16 protein-coding genes are annotated in these 15804 nt (G+C 69.6%); 8 read left to right on the forward strand and 8 right to left on the reverse strand.

Annotated features, from left to right (window positions below; all coding sequences use genetic code 11):
* Positions 1 to 230 precede the first annotated feature (230 nt).
* The 4 genes from nhaA to JOC24_RS33045 all read left to right on the forward strand — a co-directional run bounded on the left by nhaA (position 231) and on the right by JOC24_RS33045 (position 3499).
* Positions 231 to 1631: a Na+/H+ antiporter NhaA gene (gene nhaA / locus JOC24_RS04900; RefSeq protein ID WP_205018867.1), complete on the forward strand. Its 1401-nt coding sequence runs from the start codon at positions 231 to 233 to the stop codon at positions 1629 to 1631.
* Between the two features lie 39 nt (positions 1632 to 1670).
* A complete protein-coding gene (locus tag JOC24_RS04905; RefSeq protein ID WP_205018868.1) occupies positions 1671 to 2201 on the forward strand; it encodes a phage holin family protein in 531 nt (176 codons plus the stop codon).
* On the forward strand, positions 2198 to 3175 hold the full coding sequence (locus JOC24_RS04910; RefSeq protein WP_205018869.1) for an alpha/beta fold hydrolase: 978 nt from the start codon (positions 2198 to 2200) through the stop codon (positions 3173 to 3175). The genes JOC24_RS04905 and JOC24_RS04910 overlap by 4 nt, the downstream gene beginning before the upstream one ends.
* Positions 3176 to 3280: 105 nt before the next feature.
* A complete protein-coding gene (locus JOC24_RS33045) occupies positions 3281 to 3499 on the forward strand; it encodes a hypothetical protein (RefSeq protein ID WP_239579756.1) in 219 nt (72 codons plus the stop codon).
* Between the two features lie 139 nt (positions 3500 to 3638).
* Here the strand turns inward: JOC24_RS33045 and JOC24_RS04915 are convergent, their stop codons facing one another.
* The 3 genes from JOC24_RS04915 to nth form a co-directional block, all read right to left on the reverse strand.
* Positions 3639 to 4844, reverse strand: coding sequence for a MarP family serine protease (locus tag JOC24_RS04915; protein WP_205018870.1), 1206 nt, complete (start codon positions 4842 to 4844; stop codon positions 3639 to 3641).
* 91 nt (positions 4845 to 4935) lie between these two features.
* Positions 4936 to 5673 (reverse strand): NUDIX hydrolase, encoded by a 738-nt coding sequence (locus tag JOC24_RS04920; protein WP_205018871.1) that lies wholly within the window; start codon positions 5671 to 5673, stop codon positions 4936 to 4938.
* Positions 5674 to 5827: 154 nt separating this feature from the next.
* On the reverse strand, positions 5828 to 6670 hold the full coding sequence (gene nth, locus JOC24_RS04925; RefSeq protein WP_374104475.1) for an endonuclease III: 843 nt from the start codon (positions 6668 to 6670) through the stop codon (positions 5828 to 5830).
* Positions 6671 to 6923: 253 nt separating this feature from the next.
* Between nth and JOC24_RS04930 the strand changes: the two genes are divergently transcribed.
* A complete protein-coding gene (locus JOC24_RS04930; protein WP_031090867.1) occupies positions 6924 to 7598 on the forward strand; it encodes a Crp/Fnr family transcriptional regulator in 675 nt (224 codons plus the stop codon).
* 83 nt (positions 7599 to 7681) lie between these two features.
* Here the strand turns inward: JOC24_RS04930 and JOC24_RS04935 are convergent, their stop codons facing one another.
* The 4 genes from JOC24_RS04935 to JOC24_RS04950 form a co-directional block, all read right to left on the reverse strand.
* Positions 7682 to 8512 carry an MBL fold metallo-hydrolase gene (locus JOC24_RS04935; RefSeq protein ID WP_205018873.1) on the reverse strand — a complete coding sequence of 277 codons (831 nt, stop codon included), beginning with the start codon at positions 8510 to 8512 and terminating at the stop codon, positions 7682 to 7684.
* Positions 8509 to 9426: an NUDIX hydrolase gene (locus tag JOC24_RS04940; protein WP_205018874.1), complete on the reverse strand. Its 918-nt coding sequence runs from the start codon at positions 9424 to 9426 to the stop codon at positions 8509 to 8511. The genes JOC24_RS04935 and JOC24_RS04940 overlap by 4 nt, the downstream gene beginning before the upstream one ends.
* 144 nt (positions 9427 to 9570) lie before the next feature.
* Positions 9571 to 10041: a RidA family protein gene (locus JOC24_RS04945; protein WP_205018875.1), complete on the reverse strand. Its 471-nt coding sequence runs from the start codon at positions 10039 to 10041 to the stop codon at positions 9571 to 9573.
* The gene (locus tag JOC24_RS04950) at positions 10041 to 10199 is read right to left on the reverse strand and encodes a DUF4177 domain-containing protein (protein WP_014155446.1); all 159 of its coding nucleotides are present in this window, start codon (positions 10197 to 10199) and stop codon (positions 10041 to 10043) included. Before JOC24_RS04950 ends, JOC24_RS04945 begins: the two co-directional genes overlap by 1 nt.
* Before the next feature lie 71 nt (positions 10200 to 10270).
* Here JOC24_RS04950 and JOC24_RS04955 point away from each other — a divergent pair, with 71 nt between their 5' ends.
* Complete coding sequence (locus JOC24_RS04955; protein WP_205018876.1) at positions 10271 to 11305, forward strand: ArsA family ATPase; 1035 nt, start codon at positions 10271 to 10273, stop codon at positions 11303 to 11305.
* Positions 11302 to 12741, forward strand: a complete 1440-nt coding sequence (locus JOC24_RS04960; protein ID WP_205018877.1) for an ArsA family ATPase — start codon at positions 11302 to 11304, stop codon at positions 12739 to 12741. Before JOC24_RS04955 ends, JOC24_RS04960 begins: the two co-directional genes overlap by 4 nt.
* Before the next feature lie 33 nt (positions 12742 to 12774).
* On the opposite strand, the gene JOC24_RS04965 is transcribed toward JOC24_RS04960, so the two are convergent.
* Positions 12775 to 13140: a WhiB family transcriptional regulator gene (locus JOC24_RS04965; protein ID WP_205018878.1), complete on the reverse strand. Its 366-nt coding sequence runs from the start codon at positions 13138 to 13140 to the stop codon at positions 12775 to 12777.
* A 398-nt stretch (positions 13141 to 13538) separates the two neighbouring features.
* On the opposite strand from JOC24_RS04965, the gene JOC24_RS04970 reads away from it, so the two are divergent.
* Positions 13539 to 15770, forward strand: a complete 2232-nt coding sequence (locus JOC24_RS04970) for a transglycosylase domain-containing protein (RefSeq protein WP_205018879.1) — start codon at positions 13539 to 13541, stop codon at positions 15768 to 15770.
* The last annotated feature ends 34 nt before the right edge of the window (positions 15771 to 15804 follow it).

Here is a 15804-nt window from a genome sequence, read left to right on the forward strand (position 1 = left end):
GGCACACACCGCCTGGCGGCGGCCATGGGATCCGGATACGTTCGCGACAGCCCGGGTAGAGTGGTGATCACGTCAGCGGACCGTGTCAGCGCACTCAGGTGCACGCCGGTGCGCCGGCACGAGCACTGAGGACAACTACACAGATATCTCCACAGGGGCGCCGGGAAGTCTGGTCGGCATGCGTGTCCGCCATGCCACCACTGCCGTAAACCGACCCGAAGGTCTCCCCCGTGACCCCGCCGTTCCCCCCTTCCGGCCGCCGTACCGTGCTAGGCCGCCTCCCCCTCCCCGAGCGCAACTACGTCGCCGAGGCGCTGCGCACCGAGACGGTCGGCGGAGTCCTTCTGCTTGCCGCAGCCGTTGCCGCGCTGATCTGGGCCAATGCCTTCGGCTCGGCCTACGCCTCCGTGAGCGATTTCCACTTCGGCCCCGAAGCTCTGGGACTCCACCTCTCGGTGTCCCATTGGGCTGCGGACGGTCTGCTCGCCGTCTTCTTCTTCGTCGCGGGCGTCGAACTCAAGCGTGAGCTGGTAGCCGGCGAACTCCGTGACCCCCGGGCCGCGGCTCTGCCCGTCGCCGCCGCGCTCTGCGGCATGGCCGTGCCCGCGCTCGTCTATGCGCTGACCGCCGTGTTCCGTTCAGGGTCCCTCGCCGGCTGGGCGGTCCCCACCGCCACCGACATCGCGTTCGCGCTCGCAGTCCTCGCGGTCATCGGAACATCGCTCCCGGCAGCTCTTCGGGCCTTCCTGCTGACGCTCGCGGTCGTCGACGACCTCTTCGCCATCCTCATCATCGCGGTCTTCTTCACCGAGAACATCGACTTCCTGGCACTCGGCGGCGCCTTCGCCGGCCTGGTCGTCTTCTACGTGCTGCTGCGCACGGGAGTGCGGGGCTGGTACGTCTACCTTCCGCTCGCCCTGGCCATCTGGGGCCTGATGTACAACAGCGGCGTCCACGCGACGATCGCCGGCGTCGCCATGGGCCTCATGCTGCGCTGCACCCGGCGTGAGGGTGAGGCACGTTCCCCGGGCGAGCACATCGAGCACCTGGTGCGCCCCCTGTCCGCCGGCATCGCGGTTCCGCTGTTCGCTCTGTTCTCGGCCGGTGTCACTCTCAAGGGCGACGCCCTGGCAGGCGTCTTCACCCGGCCCGAAACGCTCGGGGTGGTGCTCGGTCTGGTGGTCGGCAAGACCGTCGGCGTCTTCGGCGGCACCTGGCTCGTGGCCCGTTTCACCAAGGCCGAACTGAACAAGGACCTGGCCTGGGCCGACGTCTTCGCCGTGGCCACGCTTGCCGGTATCGGCTTCACCGTTTCGCTGCTCATCGGGGAACTCGCCTTCGCCGGCGACGAGGACATGATCAACGAGGTCAAGGCGGCGGTCCTCGTAGGTTCCCTGATTGCCGCCGTACTCTCCGGTGTACTGCTCAAACTGCGGGTACGCAGATACAGGACGCTGTACGAGGCCGAGGAACTCGACGCGGACGCATCGGGCATACCCGACGTCTACGAGCAGGACGACCCCGAGTACCACCTGCGTATGGCCGCGATCTACGAGAGAAGGGCTGCCGAGCACCGCCGCCTTGCCGAACGGGCGGGGGCAGCGAGCAGCAAGCCGGACAGTCCGGCATGATCTGACATCGGATGTACGGAAGAGAAGAGGGAGTCAGGGATGAGCGACCCCGGCAACTATGCGGGCAGCACCGACCGTAGTCTCGGCCAGCTGTTCGCTTCGGCCACAGCCGAGATGTCCGCGCTGGTGCACGACGAGATCGCCCTGGCCAAGGCCGAGGTGCGTCAGGACGTCAAGCGCGGCGTGATCGGGAGCGTGGCGTTCATCGTCACGGGCGTGCTGATCCTGTTCGCGATCCCGGTGCTGAGCTTCGCCGCGGCCTACGGGATCCACAATCTCGGGCTCGGTCTCGCCTGGTCGTTCCTGATCGTCGGCGGTGCGTTCATCCTGCTGGGGATCCTGCTCGCCCTCTTCGGGCTCGCTAAGTTCAAGAAGGTCAAGCCGCCGGAGAAGTCCATCGCTTCGGCCAAGCAGACCGCGGCGGTCCTGCAGGGCGTCAAGCCGCATCCCCGCCCCGCCACCGGCGCGCGTGCGATCGAACAGGCACAGGGCAGCACGCTCGCGGACACGGCCGTCGAGAGCCGTCCTGTCCAGGACAAGGCGGTCTCTGTGACACGCTCGTCCACATGACCGACCCCGATCTCAGCACATCCGGCCCGATGGGGCCTCTGGGGCCGGCTGCCGGTTCCGGCGGCCCTGTCCGCCTCGACGGACCGTGGACCCACCGTGACGTGGCGGCCAATGGCGCGCGTTTCCACATCGCCGAGCTCGGCGACGGGCCGCTGGTGCTGCTGCTGCACGGTTTCCCGCAGTTCTGGTGGACCTGGCGCCATCAGCTGACCGCCTTGGCCGACGCCGGGTACCGGGCGGTCGCGATGGACCTCCGCGGGGTCGGCGGAAGCGACCGTACGCCGCGGGGCTACGACCCCGCGAACCTGGCGCTCGACGTCACCGGGGTCATCCGCTCGCTCGGCGAGCCTGACGCGGCTCTCGTGGGGCATGACATGGGGGGCTATCTCGCCTGGACCGCCGCGGTGATGCGGCCCAAGCTGGTCCGGCGGCTCGTGGTGTCGTCCATGCCGCATCCGCGTCGCTGGCGCTCCTCGATGCTCTCGGACCTCGCGCAGTCCCGGGCCGGCTCGCACATCTGGGGCTTCCAGCGGCCGTGGGTTCCCGAGCGTCAGCTCGTGGCGGACGAAGCGGCCCTGGTGGGCCGTCTGATCCGCGACTGGTCGGGCCCGCGCACCTCTGACTTCCCCGATGACCGGACCATGGACGTCTACCGGCGCGCGATGTGCATCCCGTCGACGGCGCACTGCTCGATCGAACCGTACCGCTGGATGGTGCGTTCCCTGGCTCGTCCGGACGGCGTCCAGTTCAACCGGCGGATGAAGCGCCCGGTACGCGTGCCGACGCTGCACCTTCACGGCTCACTCGACCCGGCGATCCGCACCCGTAGTTCCGCAGGGTCCGGTGAGTACGTCGAGGCGCCTTACAGGTGGCGACTTTTCGACGGTCTGGGGCACTTCCCCCACGAGGAGGATCCGGTCGGCTTCTCGGCCGAACTCATCAACTGGCTCAAGGACCCCGAGCCCGATCGGTAGGCGGCGGGCACAGGTGTCCGACGAACAGCCAATTGCCTTCCGCATAAGCCAATTGGCTGACTCGCGCACGATTACGGACCTTGGGTCAGGGGCAGACGTCGGGGTATGGGCTGGACGCGCGACTTCAATGACGCAGCACGCAATGACACAGCACGCAATCGCCGCTCGACCGCTCCCGCCGGTCAGGGCAGTCACGAGGGGGACGGCTCACGGAGCCGGGTGCGCGAGGTGAGCGATTTCCATGATCTTCGACTGGGCATTCCGCGCATCCTCCACCGCCGGGCCCGCTGGGTCTCGGCGCGGCTGCGCCATCCCCGTGGATGACCCGGAGATCGCCGGAGAACACGCCACGCGCCGGGTTTCCGGGGGCCGTTGAGCCACAGGGCCCGCACGTGGCCCCGTAGGGCGGCAACCTGTACTCACGGCCTGCGCCGCGCCCGGCCGCCGAGCCGGGCGCAGGATCTCAGAGCGCGCAGCCCTCGCTGTCGACCTCCTGGGCCGTGGACTTGCCGAGCTCGATGTCCTCGCGGATCTCGTCGGCCGTCAGCGCGTAACCCGTGTCCGGGTCGTCGAGCGACTTGGCGAACACCACTCCGTACACCTTGCCGTCCGGAGTGAGCAGCGGACCACCGGAGTTGCCCTGGCGGACGGTCGCGAACAGCGAGTACACGTCGCGGCGCACGGTGCCCCGGTGGTAGATGTCCGGGCCGTTGGCGTCGATACGGCCCCGGATGCGGGCGGGGCGTACGTCGTAGGCGCCGTTCTCCGGGAAGCCCGCGACGATGGCACCGTCACCGGTCCCCGCGTCCTGGTCGGCGTCCATGAAGCGCAGCGGCCGGGCGTCCAGGTCCGGGACGTCCAGTACCGCGATGTCGCGCTGCCAGTCGTAGAGGACCACCTTGGCGTCGTAGAGCCGCCCCTCGCCCCCGATCTGGACCGTCGGTTCGTCGACGCCGCCGACCACATGGGCGTTGGTCATCACGCGACGGTCGGAGAAGACGAATCCCGTGCCTTCGAGGACCTTGCCGCAACCGGGCGCCATGCCGACGACCTTGACGATGGACTTCTTGGCACGGGTGGCGACGGGGCTTCCGGCCAGCGCGGGGTCCGGAGGTTCGACCTCGGTGATGGGCTCGTTGGCGAAGGGGCTGAAGACCTGCGGGAAGCCGTTCTGCGCGAGGACAGAGGAGAAGTCCGTGAACCAGTTGGAGGCCTGATCGGGCATCACCCGGGAGACCCCGAGCAGGACCGAGGAGCTACGGACCTCCTTGCCTAGCGTCGGCAGTGACGTGCCGGCCAGCGCGGACCCGATCAGCCAGGCGACCAGGAGCATGGCCACCACGTTGACCAGCGAGCCGCCGGTGGCGTCCAGAGCACGTGCGGGTGACCACGTGATGTACCGGCGCAGTCTGTTGCCGAGGTGGGTGGTGAACGCCTGCCCCACGGAGGCGCACACGATCACGATCACGACCGCGACGATGGCGGCGGTCGAGGAGACTTCCGATCCGTCGGTCGCCCGGTCCCAGATGGTCGGCAGCAGGTAGACGGCCACGAGGCCGCCGCCCAGGAAGCCGATCACGGACAGGATGCCGACGACGAAACCCTGGCGGTAACCGATCACCGCGAACCACACGGCGCCCACGAGCAGCAGGATGTCCAGCACGTTCACCGTCTATAGCCTCGCAGATTCGTCACCTGGCCCGTCCGGTTCGACGGGGTCCGGGCGAGGCCCGGAACAGCGCAGCACGGGAGTCAGCCTGTCATGCGCGCCAGTCGAGCGGCACCTGTCTGGCCCTGTCCCAGGGGCGTTCCCACCCCGCGTAGTGCAAAATCCTGTCGATCACACCGGCGGTGAATCCCCACACCAGTGCGGATTCGACCAGAAATGCGGGCCCTTGGTGGCCGCTCGGGTGGACGGCTGTAGCGCGGTTGGCGGGATCCGTGAGATCCGCCACGGGGGCGGTGAAGACTCTGGCGGTCTCGGCCGGATCGACGACACCCACCGGACTCGGCGTCCTCCACCAGCCCAGCACGGGCGTGACGACGAAACCGCTCACCGGGATGTAGAGCCGGGGCAGCACCCCGAAGAGCTGGACACCGGCCGGATCGAGACCGGTTTCCTCCTCGGCCTCCCGCAACGCGGCCCTGAGCGGCCCGGTGGTCGTGTGGTCGCCGTCCTCGGGATCGAGGGAGCCCCCGGGGAACGACGGCTGCCCCGGGTGGGAACGCAGGGAGCCGGACCGCTCCATCAGGAGCAGCTCGGGGCCGCGCTCGCCCTCCCCGAAGAGCACCAGGACGGCGGACTGTCGCCCCGCACCGTTCTCCGGCGGCAGGAAGCGGCTGAGCTGCCGTGCCTGAACGGTCCGCGCCGCTCGGTCCACGGGCTCCAGCCAGGCGGGCAGGCCGTCGGCGGAGACGGTGAGCGCGCTGTCGTGGGTTGCGCCCGTCCCGGTGTCGGCCGCGTCGGCCGCGGCCCGTGTGCTCTGTGCGTGCGTCATGGGCACCCCCGTCGTTCCAACGCCTGTCGTCGGCCATTTCGTTCCGCCCGGCCCCGGGCCGCGAGCAGGGGCGGTACCGCTCGCCCCCCGGCCGCGCCGGACACCGGCGACGTCACGGCCCCCGACGCGGTGAACGACGCCGTACGACGGCCACTCACCCGGCTCCGAGCGGCGGGGCGGGGCTGCCCGGGTAGTCCGGGGGTGGGCTCAGGCGCTGGCCGGGGTGGCCGCCCATCTCGTACTTCAGGAGCTTCTTCGCCTTCTCGGGATCCGTCTCGCCCTCCCCGTAGGAGGGACAGAGGGCGGCGATCGGGCAGGCGCCGCAGGCGGGCTTGCGGGAATGGCAGATGCGGCGGCCGTGGAAGACCACGCGGTGCGAGAGCATCGTCCACTCGCTCTTCGGGAAGATCGCGGCGATCTCCGCCTCGACCTTCTCCGGATCCTCCTGCTCGGTCCACTTCCAGCGGCGGACCAGCCGCCCGAAGTGGGTGTCCACCGTGATGCCGGGCACCCCGAACGCGTTGCCGAGGACGACGTTGGCCGTCTTGCGTCCGACGCCGGGCAGTTTCACGAGATCCGCGAGCCGACCGGGGACCTCACCGCCGAAGTCGTCCCTCAGGGCGGCGGACAGCCCCATCAGGGACCGCGCCTTGGCCCGGAAGAAGCCGGTCGGCCGGATGATCTCCTCCAGCCTCTCGGGTACGGCGGCGGCCATGTCCTCCGGCGTCGGGTAGGCGGCGAACAGCGCCGGAGTGGTCTGGTTGACCCTCAGGTCGGTGGTCTGGGCCGAGAGGACCGTGGCCACCAGAAGCTCGAAGGGATTACGGAAATCCAGCTCGGGGTGGGCATACGGATAGACCTCGGCGAGCTCGCGGTTTATCCGGCGGGCCCGGCGGACCATGGCGAGATGCGATTCCGGCTTCGCGGGCTTGACCGACACTGCTCCCGTCGGACGATTGGCGGCTTTTTTCTTACTTCGTGCGACCTGTTCGCCCACAGCGGAATTCCTGTCTCCCGACACCCCATCAGCCCCCTCGGCCTGCGCTCTCACCGGCGTTCCGGACACTCGCCCAGCCTAGAGCCATGGACTGACATCCGCCCCGGTCACCGCGCATCCACGCCCGATCGGCCCCCTGCCGTAGGGTCCGGCACGCCCGTGCGTCAAACTGGTTTGTGATCGATCGCACGGTTTTACCGTCCGGCATCATGGAAACCACGCTTCCCTGAACAGGCCGACAAGGAGAGAACTCGTGGACGACGTTCTGCGGCGCGCCCCGCTTTTCGCGGCGCTCGATGACGAGCAGGCCGCGGAGCTCCGCGCCTCGATGAGTGAGGTGACCCTCGCGCGCGGCGACGCGCTGTTCCACGAGGGCGACCCGGGCGACCGCCTGTACGTGGTCACCGAGGGCAAGGTGAAGCTCCACCGCACCTCGCCCGACGGGCGGGAGAACATGCTGGCCGTCCTCGGCCCCGGCGAGCTGATCGGGGAACTGTCGCTCTTCGACCCGGGACCGCGCACCGCGACCGCGAGCGCGCTCACCGAGGTCAAGCTCCTCGGTCTCGGGCACGGAGACCTGCAGCCCTGGCTGAACGCGCGCCCCGAGGTGGCCACCGCGCTGCTGCGCGCCGTCGCCCGCCGCCTGCGCAAGACCAACGACCAGATGTCCGACCTGGTCTTCTCCGATGTGCCGGGCCGTGTCGCCCGGGCGCTCCTCGACCTGTCGCGCCGCTTCGGTGTGCAGTCGGAGGAGGGCATCCACGTGGTGCACGACCTGACCCAGGAAGAGCTGGCCCAGCTTGTCGGTGCTTCCCGCGAAACGGTCAACAAGGCACTCGCGGACTTCGCGGGCCGCGGCTGGCTGCGCCTCGAGGCGCGCGCCGTGATCCTGCTGGACGTGGAGCGGCTGGCCAAGCGGTCCCGCTGACGCCCCGGCCACGTACGCGGCAGCGGAGAAGGCTTCACCTTCCGGTGGGGCCTTCTCCGTACCCGCAGCAGGAGCGGCCCAGGTCAGATAAGGCCGTGTTCGGTCAGGTACTCCAGCTGGGCCCGCACCGACAGCTCCGCGGCCGGCCACAGGGAGCGGTCCACGTCCGCGTACACCGCCGCCACCACACCGGCGGGCGTCCGGTGTCCCGTCTCCACCGCCGTCTCGACCTGGGCCAGACGGTGGGCGCGATGGGCCAGGTAGAACTCGACGGCGCCCTGTGCGTCCTCCAGCACCGGCCCGTGCCCGGGGAGCACCGTGTGCACCCCGTCGTCGACCGTCAGCGAGCGCAGCCGCCGCAGGGTGTCGAGGTAGTCGCCGAGCCTGCCGTCCGGGTGGGCGACGAGGGTGGTGCCACGCCCGAGGATCGTGTCGCCCGTCAGTACGGCCCGGTCTGCGGGCAGATGGAAGGACAGCGAGTCCGCCGTGTGCCCCGGGGTGGGGACGACACGGAGCTCGAGCCCTCCTGTGGTGATCACGTCGCCCGCCGTGAGCCCCTCGTCGCCCAGGCACAGCGCCATGTCCAGGGCGAGCACCTTCGTCCGCGTGAGCTCCGCGAACCGGGCGGCGCCCTCCGCGTGGTCCGGGTGTCCGTGTGTGAGGAGGGTGAGGCCGACGCGCCTGCCCGTCCTCTCCACCGTGTCGACGACGGCCCGCAGATGTACGTCGTCGAGCGGCCCCGGATCGATCACGACCGCGAGGTCGGAGTCCGGTTCCGCCACGATCCAGGTGTTCGTGCCGTCCAGGGTCATCGCCGAGGCGTTGGGCGCCAGCACGTTGAACGTGCGGGTGGTGGCGGGCCCGGAGAGCACACCGCCGCGGGGCTGTCCGGGCAGTGCGGCCGCGTCGCTCACGAGAGGGTCCCGTCCGTGCCGTCGTCGGCGGAAGGGGACTCAGCCGTGGGAATGTGCTTGGTGAACTCGTCATGCCCCGGCCAGCTCAGCACCAGCTCGTCACCCTCCATACGGGCCTCTGCCAGCACAGGGGCCAGGTCCTGGGAATCCGCCGCCGCCAGCGCCTCCGCGGCCGTCCCGTACGGCCTCAGCGCCCGCAGAGTGGCCACAGTGGGCGGCATCATCAGGAGTTCGCCCTTGTCGTAGCCGTCCGCGGCCTCACCGGGACGGATCCACACCGTCCTGTCGGCCTCGGTGGAGGCGTTCCGGGTGCGCTGGCCCTCGGGGAGCGCGGCCACGAAGAACCAGGTGTCGTAGCGTCGCGGTTCGAAGGCCGGGGTGATCCAGCGCGCCCACGCGGCCAGCAGGTCGGAGCGCAGCACCAGGCCCCGGCGGTCCAGGAACGCGGCGAAGGACAGGTCCCGGGCCACGAGCGCCTCGCGGTCGGCCTCCCAGTCGGCGCCCGTGGTGTCGCTCACGACGGTGTCGGCGGTCGGACCGGCCAGCAGGACGCCCGCCTCCTCGTACGTCTCACGGACCGCGGCACAGACGACGGCCTGCGCCTCGGCGGCCGTGTCCACGCCCAGGCGGCCGGCCCAGGTGTCCAGGGACGGTCCCGACCAGCCCACGAGGTGGTCGTCGTCCCGCGGGTCGACCCCGCCACCCGGATAGGCGTACGCGCCGCCCGCAAATGCCATGGAGGTGCGTCGGCGAAGCATGTGGACGGCGGGACCGGCGGCGCCCTCCCCCGGCACGGCGTCCCGGAGCAGCATCACCGTGGCCGCCCGCCTGGGGGCCACGGCTGTCAGCTCGCCGCTGGCGAGGGCCCGGATCCGGGCGGGCCATTCCGGTGGGTACCACTGACCGTTCGACATGGCCGGAGGCTATCCGGAACCGCGCCGATGTTCGAGGGGCCCGGACATCAGTGTCCGCCCCCTACGCACATGACCCGAAGCGATCGTGCCGGACGCGAGATCCCGCCCGGTCCAGGACCGGGCGGGATCGGGGAGGTGCGCGGGTCAGGCGTCGACGAGCTCGACCTGGACCTCCACCTCGACCGGTGCGTCCAGCGGCAGCACCGCGACGCCCACGGCGCTGCGGGCGTGCACGCCCTTGTCGCCGAGGACGGCGCCCAGCAGCTCGCTCGCACCGTTGATCACCCCGGGCTGCCCGGTGAAGTCGGAGGCCGAGGCGACGAAGCCCACGACCTTCACGACCCGTGCGATCCGGTCCAGATCACCGGCGACCGACTTCACCGCCGCCAGGGCGTTCAGCGCGCAGGTCTTGGCCAGCTCCTTGGCCTCGTCCGGCGTCACCTCGGCGCCGACCTTGCCGGTCACCGCGAGCTTGCCGTCCACCATCGGGAGCTGGCCGGAGGTGTAGACGTACACCCCGGACCGCACGGCCGGCTGGTAGGAGGCCAGCGGCGGTACGACGTCCGGGAGCGCCAGGCCGAGTTCGGCGAGCCTCGCCTCGACGGCGCCCGCCACTACGGCTTCACCCGCTTCAGGTAGGCCACCAGCTGCTCGGGGTTGTTCGGGCCAGGGACGACCTGGACCAGCTCCCAGCCGTCCTCGCCCCAGGTGTCCAGGATCTGCTTGGTCGCGTGCACGAGAAGGGGCACGGTCGCGTATTCCCACTTGGTCATGAGCCGACTGTAATGCCTGGCACACACGGTCCCGTGCGTAGCCTGCCTGCTGACTGGTTAGGCTCGAAGACGTGAGCAGGTTCCAGGTCGTCAGCGGCAAGGGCGGGACCGGTAAGACCACGGTCGCCGCCGCACTCGCGCTCGCCCTCGCGACCGAGGGCAGGCGCACTCTCCTCGTGGAGGTCGAGGGCAGACAGGGCATCGCCCAGCTCTTCGAGTCCGATGCCCTCCCCTACGAGGAACGCAGGATCGCCGTGGCGCCCGGCGGCGGCGAGGTCCACGCCCTGGCGATCGACGCCGAGCGCGCGCTCCTGGACTACCTCCAGATGTTCTACAAGCTGGGCAGTGCGGGCCGGGCGCTGAAGAAACTCGGCGCCATCGACTTCGCCACGACCATCGCCCCGGGCGTCCGGGACGTCCTGCTGACCGGCAAGGCCTGCGAGGCCGTACGCCGCAAGGACAAGCAGGGCGCGTTCGTCTACGACTACGTGATCATGGACGCGCCCCCCACCGGTCGCATCACCCGCTTCCTCAACGTCAACGACGAGGTGGCGGGGCTGGCTCGCATCGGCCCGATACACAATCAGGCACAGGCCGTGATGCGGGTCCTGAAGTCCCCCGAGACCGCGGTCCACCTGGTGACGCTGCTGGAGGAGATGCCGGTCCAGGAGACCGCGGACGGCATCGCCGAGCTGCGGGCCGCCGAACTGCCCGTGGGCCGGGTCGTGGTCAACATGGTCCGGCCCCACCTGCTGGACGAGGACGCGCTGCGTACGGCGTCGGGAGGCCGCCGCAAGGAGATCGCGAAGGCCCTCACCCGGGCCGGCGTGACAGGTTCCGCCGGGCTGGTCCGGCCGCTGGTCGCGCAGGCCGCCGAGCACGCCCAGCGGGTCGGCCTGGAGCGTGAGCAGCGCGCGGTGCTGGCCGGCCTGGGGCTGCCCATGGCCGAGCTCCCGCTGATGGGCGAGGGCGTGAGCCAGTCCGCGCTGTACGAGCTGGCGGAGGAGTTCCGTAAACAGGGAGTCGGCGACGAGACCGCGGACGCGGCGGGGCAGACGCCCCGGGGCGGCAAGCGACGCGGCTCCGGACGAGGGGTGGTGTCATGACGCCGAGCACGGACGGCGCACCGGGGCTGGAGACCGACGCGCTGCTGGACGACCCGGAGATCCGTATCGTCGTGTGCTGCGGATCCGGCGGCGTCGGCAAGACCACGACCGCGGCGGCGCTAGGGGTGCGGGCGGCCGAGCGCGGCCGCAAGGTCGTCGTCCTCACCATCGACCCGGCCCGCCGGCTCGCCCAGTCCATGGGCATCGACCGGCTGGACAACATCCCGCGCCGGGTCGAGGACATCGCGGGCGAGGGCGAACTGCACGCCATGATGCTCGACATGAAGCGCACCTTCGACGAGACCGTCGAGGCGCACACGGATGCCGAGCGGGCGCGCGCGATCCTGGAGAACCCCTTCTACCAGTCGCTTTCGGCCGGGTTCGCGGGCACGCAGGAATACATGGCGATGGAGAAGCTCGGACAGCTGCGGGCCCGCGAAGAGTGGGATCTGATCATCGTCGACACCCCGCCGTCCCGCTCCGCACTGGACTTCCTGGACGCGCCGAAACGTCTCGGCTCCTTCCTGGACGGGAAGTTCATCCGGCTGCTGATCGCGCCGGCGAAGATCGGCGGACGGGCCGGGATGAAATTCCTCAATGTCGGCATGTCGATGATGACGGGCACGCTCGGCAAGCTGCTCGGCGGACAGTTCCTGCGTGACGTACAGACCTTCGTCGCGGCGATGGACTCGATGTTCGGCGGATTCCGTACCCGGGCCGACGCGACGTACAAACTGCTCCAGGCGCCCGGCACGGCGTTCCTCGTGGTGGCGACGCCGGAGCGGGACGCACTGCGGGAGGCCGCGTACTTCGTGGAACGGCTGGCCGCCGAGGAGATGCCGCTGGCCGGCCTGGTCCTCAACCGGGTGCACGGCAGCGAGGCCGCACGGCTCTCCGAGGAGCGGGCGCTGGCAGCCGCAGAAAATCTTGAAGGCGTCGGCATTGTGGATCAGACGGCAGGGAAGGCTGGCCTTGGTGACCCGGCGGACCCGGTGGCCGCCACCTCTCCCGAAGCCCCGGAGTCGCCGCTCCCTCCCGAGCCCAGCAACGGACCCTCCACGCACGAGCCGCCACAGCAGGAACCCCACGAGCACGACCGGACCCCAGGCACCCCAGCACCTCACGGCCGTGGCCGAAAGTCCCCTGACCCGTCCGGGCCACCCACGCACACGGAAGCAGACAGGCACGGCACGAACGCCACGGACGCCGTGTCCGTCGAGCAGTTGACCGCAGGTCTGCTGCGACTGCACGCCGAGCGGATGCAGGTGGTGGCACGCGAGCAGCACACCCGCGACAGCTTCACCACGCTCCACCCCGAGGTCCTGGTGACCGAGGTGGCCGCACTCCCCGGTGACGTGCACGACCTGGCGGGCCTCAGGGCCGTGGGAGAACTGCTCGCGACCGGTTCCGCTTCCGCCCCGGCCGGAGCTTCGTAGCGACCCTCCCGGCGCCCCGGGCGGCCCGTGCGGCTACCCCACGGCGGCGAACGTCTCGTGCAGTTCGTCGTCGTGCAGTCCGTCGTCGTCCAGACCCACCGCTGCCGGCAGCATGCCTGTGGACCGCTCGTACTCACTGCGTGCGGTCTCCAGCAGGCGGCGCCAGGACGTGACGGTGGGCCGCCGGCGCAGCAGTGCGCGGCGCTCCCGCTCCGTCATTCCACCCCACACGCCGAATTCGACGCGATGGTCCAGCGCATCGGCCAGGCATTCGGTCCGCACCGGGCAACCGGTGCACACCGCCTTGGCCCTGTTCTGCGCTGCCCCTTGTACGAACAATTCATCCGGATCGGTAGTGCGGCAGGCTGCCTGCGCACTCCAGTCGGTTACCCAGCCCATCCCGGCGCCGTCCTCTCCCGAATCGAGGCTCCCCCACGGCGACAGCGGCATATTCACCGTTGCCAGTTGAGGACGTTACGGAAGGTGGCGACAGCACAACACCCCCTTCGGGCCCAATCTTGAATGGCCCGAACGGACTATGCGTACGCGGCAGATCACCCAGAGGAGTGACGGGAGGACATGCGGGACCATCCCGACTGAATCGGGACAGAAACCCCAAGCCGCAACGGACATTCAGCTACACACGAGGCGAATTCGGGAGCGCCTCGGCAGGTGGCCGAATTGCGTTGAGGACTGTGCAGGGGGGTTGTTGCACATTCGGACTGCTGTGACAGTTGAGAGCAGCTTAGGCCAACGCCTGTACGCATGTCCGGCGAATGAGAACGTAGGCTGCCCCCATGCCAAAGAAGCGCTCAGGCGGGGGTCTCACGACGACCCAGCAGGCCGCCAAGTTCCTCGGTGTCGCCGCACTCTCCGGAGCTGTGCTGGCCGGCATCGCACTGCCGGCCGCCGGCGCACTGGGGCTCGCAGCCAAGGGAACGGTCGAGGGATTCGACGAGATCCCCTCGAACCTCAAGACCCCGCCGCTGAGCCAGCGGATCAAGATCCTCGACAACGAGGGCGGGCTGATCGCGACGGACTACTCGCGCGACCGGACCGTCGTCCCGCTCAAGAACATCTCGCCGTACATGCAGGACGCGATCGTCGCGATCGAGGACTCACGCTTCTACGAGCACGGTGCGGTGGACCTCAAGGGCATCCTGCGCGCGATGAACCGCAACGTGCAGGAGGGCGGCGCCTCTCAGGGCGCCTCCACGCTCACCCAGCAGTACGTGAAGAACGTTTTCGTGGAGGAGGCGGGCGACGACCCGGACAAGGTCGCCGAGGCCACCCAGCAGACCCTGGGCCGCAAGGTCCGTGAGCTGAAGTACGCGATCCAGGTCGAGGAAGAGCTCGGCAAGAAGAAGATCCTGGAGAACTACCTCAACATCACGTTCTTCGGGCAGCAGGCCTACGGCGTCGAGGCGGCCTCGCAGCGCTACTTCTCCAAGCAGGCCAAGGACCTGAAACTGGAGGAGGCGGCAATGCTGGCCGGCCTCGTCCAGTCGCCGACCCGCTACGACCCGGTCAACGACGCGGAGGAGGCGACCAAGCGCCGCAACATCGTGCTCCAGCGCATGGCGGCCGTCGGCAGCATCTCGCAGGACGAGGCCGACAAAGCCGTCGCGGCCCCCCTCCAGCTGAAGGTCAGCAAGCCGAACAGCGGTTGCATCACGGCCGTCAGCGGCGCCGGATTCTTCTGCGACTACGTGCGCAAGACCGTCCTGACCGACCCGTCCTTCGGAAAGACCCCGGAGGAGCGCTCGAAGCTCTGGGCCCTCGGCGGCCTGACCGTCAGGACCACCCTCTCGCCGCGCGCGCAGAAGGCTGCCGACGAGGCCGCGACCTCGAAGGTCAACAAGGACGACAAGGTCGCCGCCTCAGTGGTGCAGGTCGAGCCCGGTACCGGGAAGATCCTTTCGATGGGCCAGTCCAGGCCCTACGGCCTCGACCAGAATAAGAACGAGACGGTTCTGAACCTCGCCGCCAGCAACAAGATGGGCGGCAGCACCTACGGCTTCCAGGTCGGCTCGACCTTCAAGCCGATCACCGCCGCCGCGGCACTGGAGAAGGGCATCAACCCGGCGCAGAGCTACAGCTCCGACTGGAAGATCTCGGTGCCGATGAACTCCTACCGGAACTGTGCGGGATCGCCTGTCGGAAGCGGGAACTGGGATCTCCAGAACGAGATGGAGTCCGAGAAGGGCGCCTTCGACATGACGAGCGCGCTCGGCAAGTCGATCAACACCTACTTCGCCAAACTGGAACAGCAGGCCGGACTGTGCGAGACGGTCACCATGGCGAAGAAGCTCGGCTACGAGCGCGGTGACGGCAAGCCCCTCTCGGACAGCCACCCGTCGATCACCCTGGGCGGCACGGAGAGCACCCCGCTCGGCATGGCCGCCGCGTACGCGGCGTTCGCCAACCGCGGCACGTTCTGCACGCCGATCGCCATCGAGGCCATCACGGACGCGAACGGGAAGAAGATCGGCGTGCCCAAGTCCTCGTGCTCGCGGGCGATGAGCGAGAAGACGGCCGACACCATCAACCAGATGCTCAAGGGCGTCGTCGAGGACGGAACCGGCACCCAGGCCGGCTTGACGGACCGCGACAACGCGGGCAAGACCGGTACCACCAATGACCGCGTGGACGCCTGGTTCGTCGGCTACACCCCGAACCTGTCCACGGCCGTGTGGGTGGGTGCGGACGTGGGCAAGAAGGTGCCGATGTACAACATCACCATCGGCGGCCAGTACTACGACAAGGTCTGTGGTGGCTGCCTTCCCGGTCCCATCTGGAAGACAGCGATGACCGGTGCGCTGAACGCCTCGGAGACCCCGTCCTTCAACCCGATCTCGGTGCCGCGCGCCAAGGAGAAGGAGAAGGACAAGGGCAAGGGCCGCGGTGGGAACACGGGCGGCGGGAACGCCAACGACAAGCCCGGTGGCGACCCCATCGGCGGTATCACCCTGCCGCCCGGCTTCATCGGCGGGAACGACGGCGGGCGCGGTGGCGGGAACGGTCGCTGACCGTCCGGGTCACCCGATGACGTCGTGAAGTGAA

Origin of the sequence: Streptomyces sp. HB132 (assembly GCF_016909575.1) — a bacterium.
GTDB lineage: Bacteria > Actinomycetota > Actinomycetes > Streptomycetales > Streptomycetaceae > Streptomyces.

Excerpts from the sequence above, each read along its gene's own strand:
- JOC24_RS04905 (WP_205018868.1), top strand. The coding sequence starts at position 1,671 with ATGAGCGACCCCGGCAACTATGCGGGCAGCACCGACCGTAGTCTCGGC.
- JOC24_RS04910 (WP_205018869.1), top strand. The coding sequence starts at position 2,198 with ATGACCGACCCCGATCTCAGCACATCCGGCCCGATGGGGCCTCTGGGG.
- JOC24_RS33045 (WP_239579756.1), top strand. The coding sequence starts at position 3,281 with ATGGGCTGGACGCGCGACTTCAATGACGCAGCACGCAATGACACAGCA.
- JOC24_RS04920 (WP_205018871.1), bottom strand. The coding sequence starts at position 5,673 with ATGACGCACGCACAGAGCACACGGGCCGCGGCCGACGCGGCCGACACC.
- JOC24_RS04940 (WP_205018874.1), bottom strand. The coding sequence starts at position 9,426 with ATGTCGAACGGTCAGTGGTACCCACCGGAATGGCCCGCCCGGATCCGG.
- JOC24_RS04950 (WP_014155446.1), bottom strand. The coding sequence starts at position 10,199 with ATGACCAAGTGGGAATACGCGACCGTGCCCCTTCTCGTGCACGCGACC.
- JOC24_RS04960 (WP_205018877.1), top strand. The coding sequence starts at position 11,302 with ATGACGCCGAGCACGGACGGCGCACCGGGGCTGGAGACCGACGCGCTG.
- JOC24_RS04965 (WP_205018878.1), bottom strand. The coding sequence starts at position 13,140 with ATGGGCTGGGTAACCGACTGGAGTGCGCAGGCAGCCTGCCGCACTACC.
- JOC24_RS04970 (WP_205018879.1), top strand. The coding sequence starts at position 13,539 with ATGCCAAAGAAGCGCTCAGGCGGGGGTCTCACGACGACCCAGCAGGCC.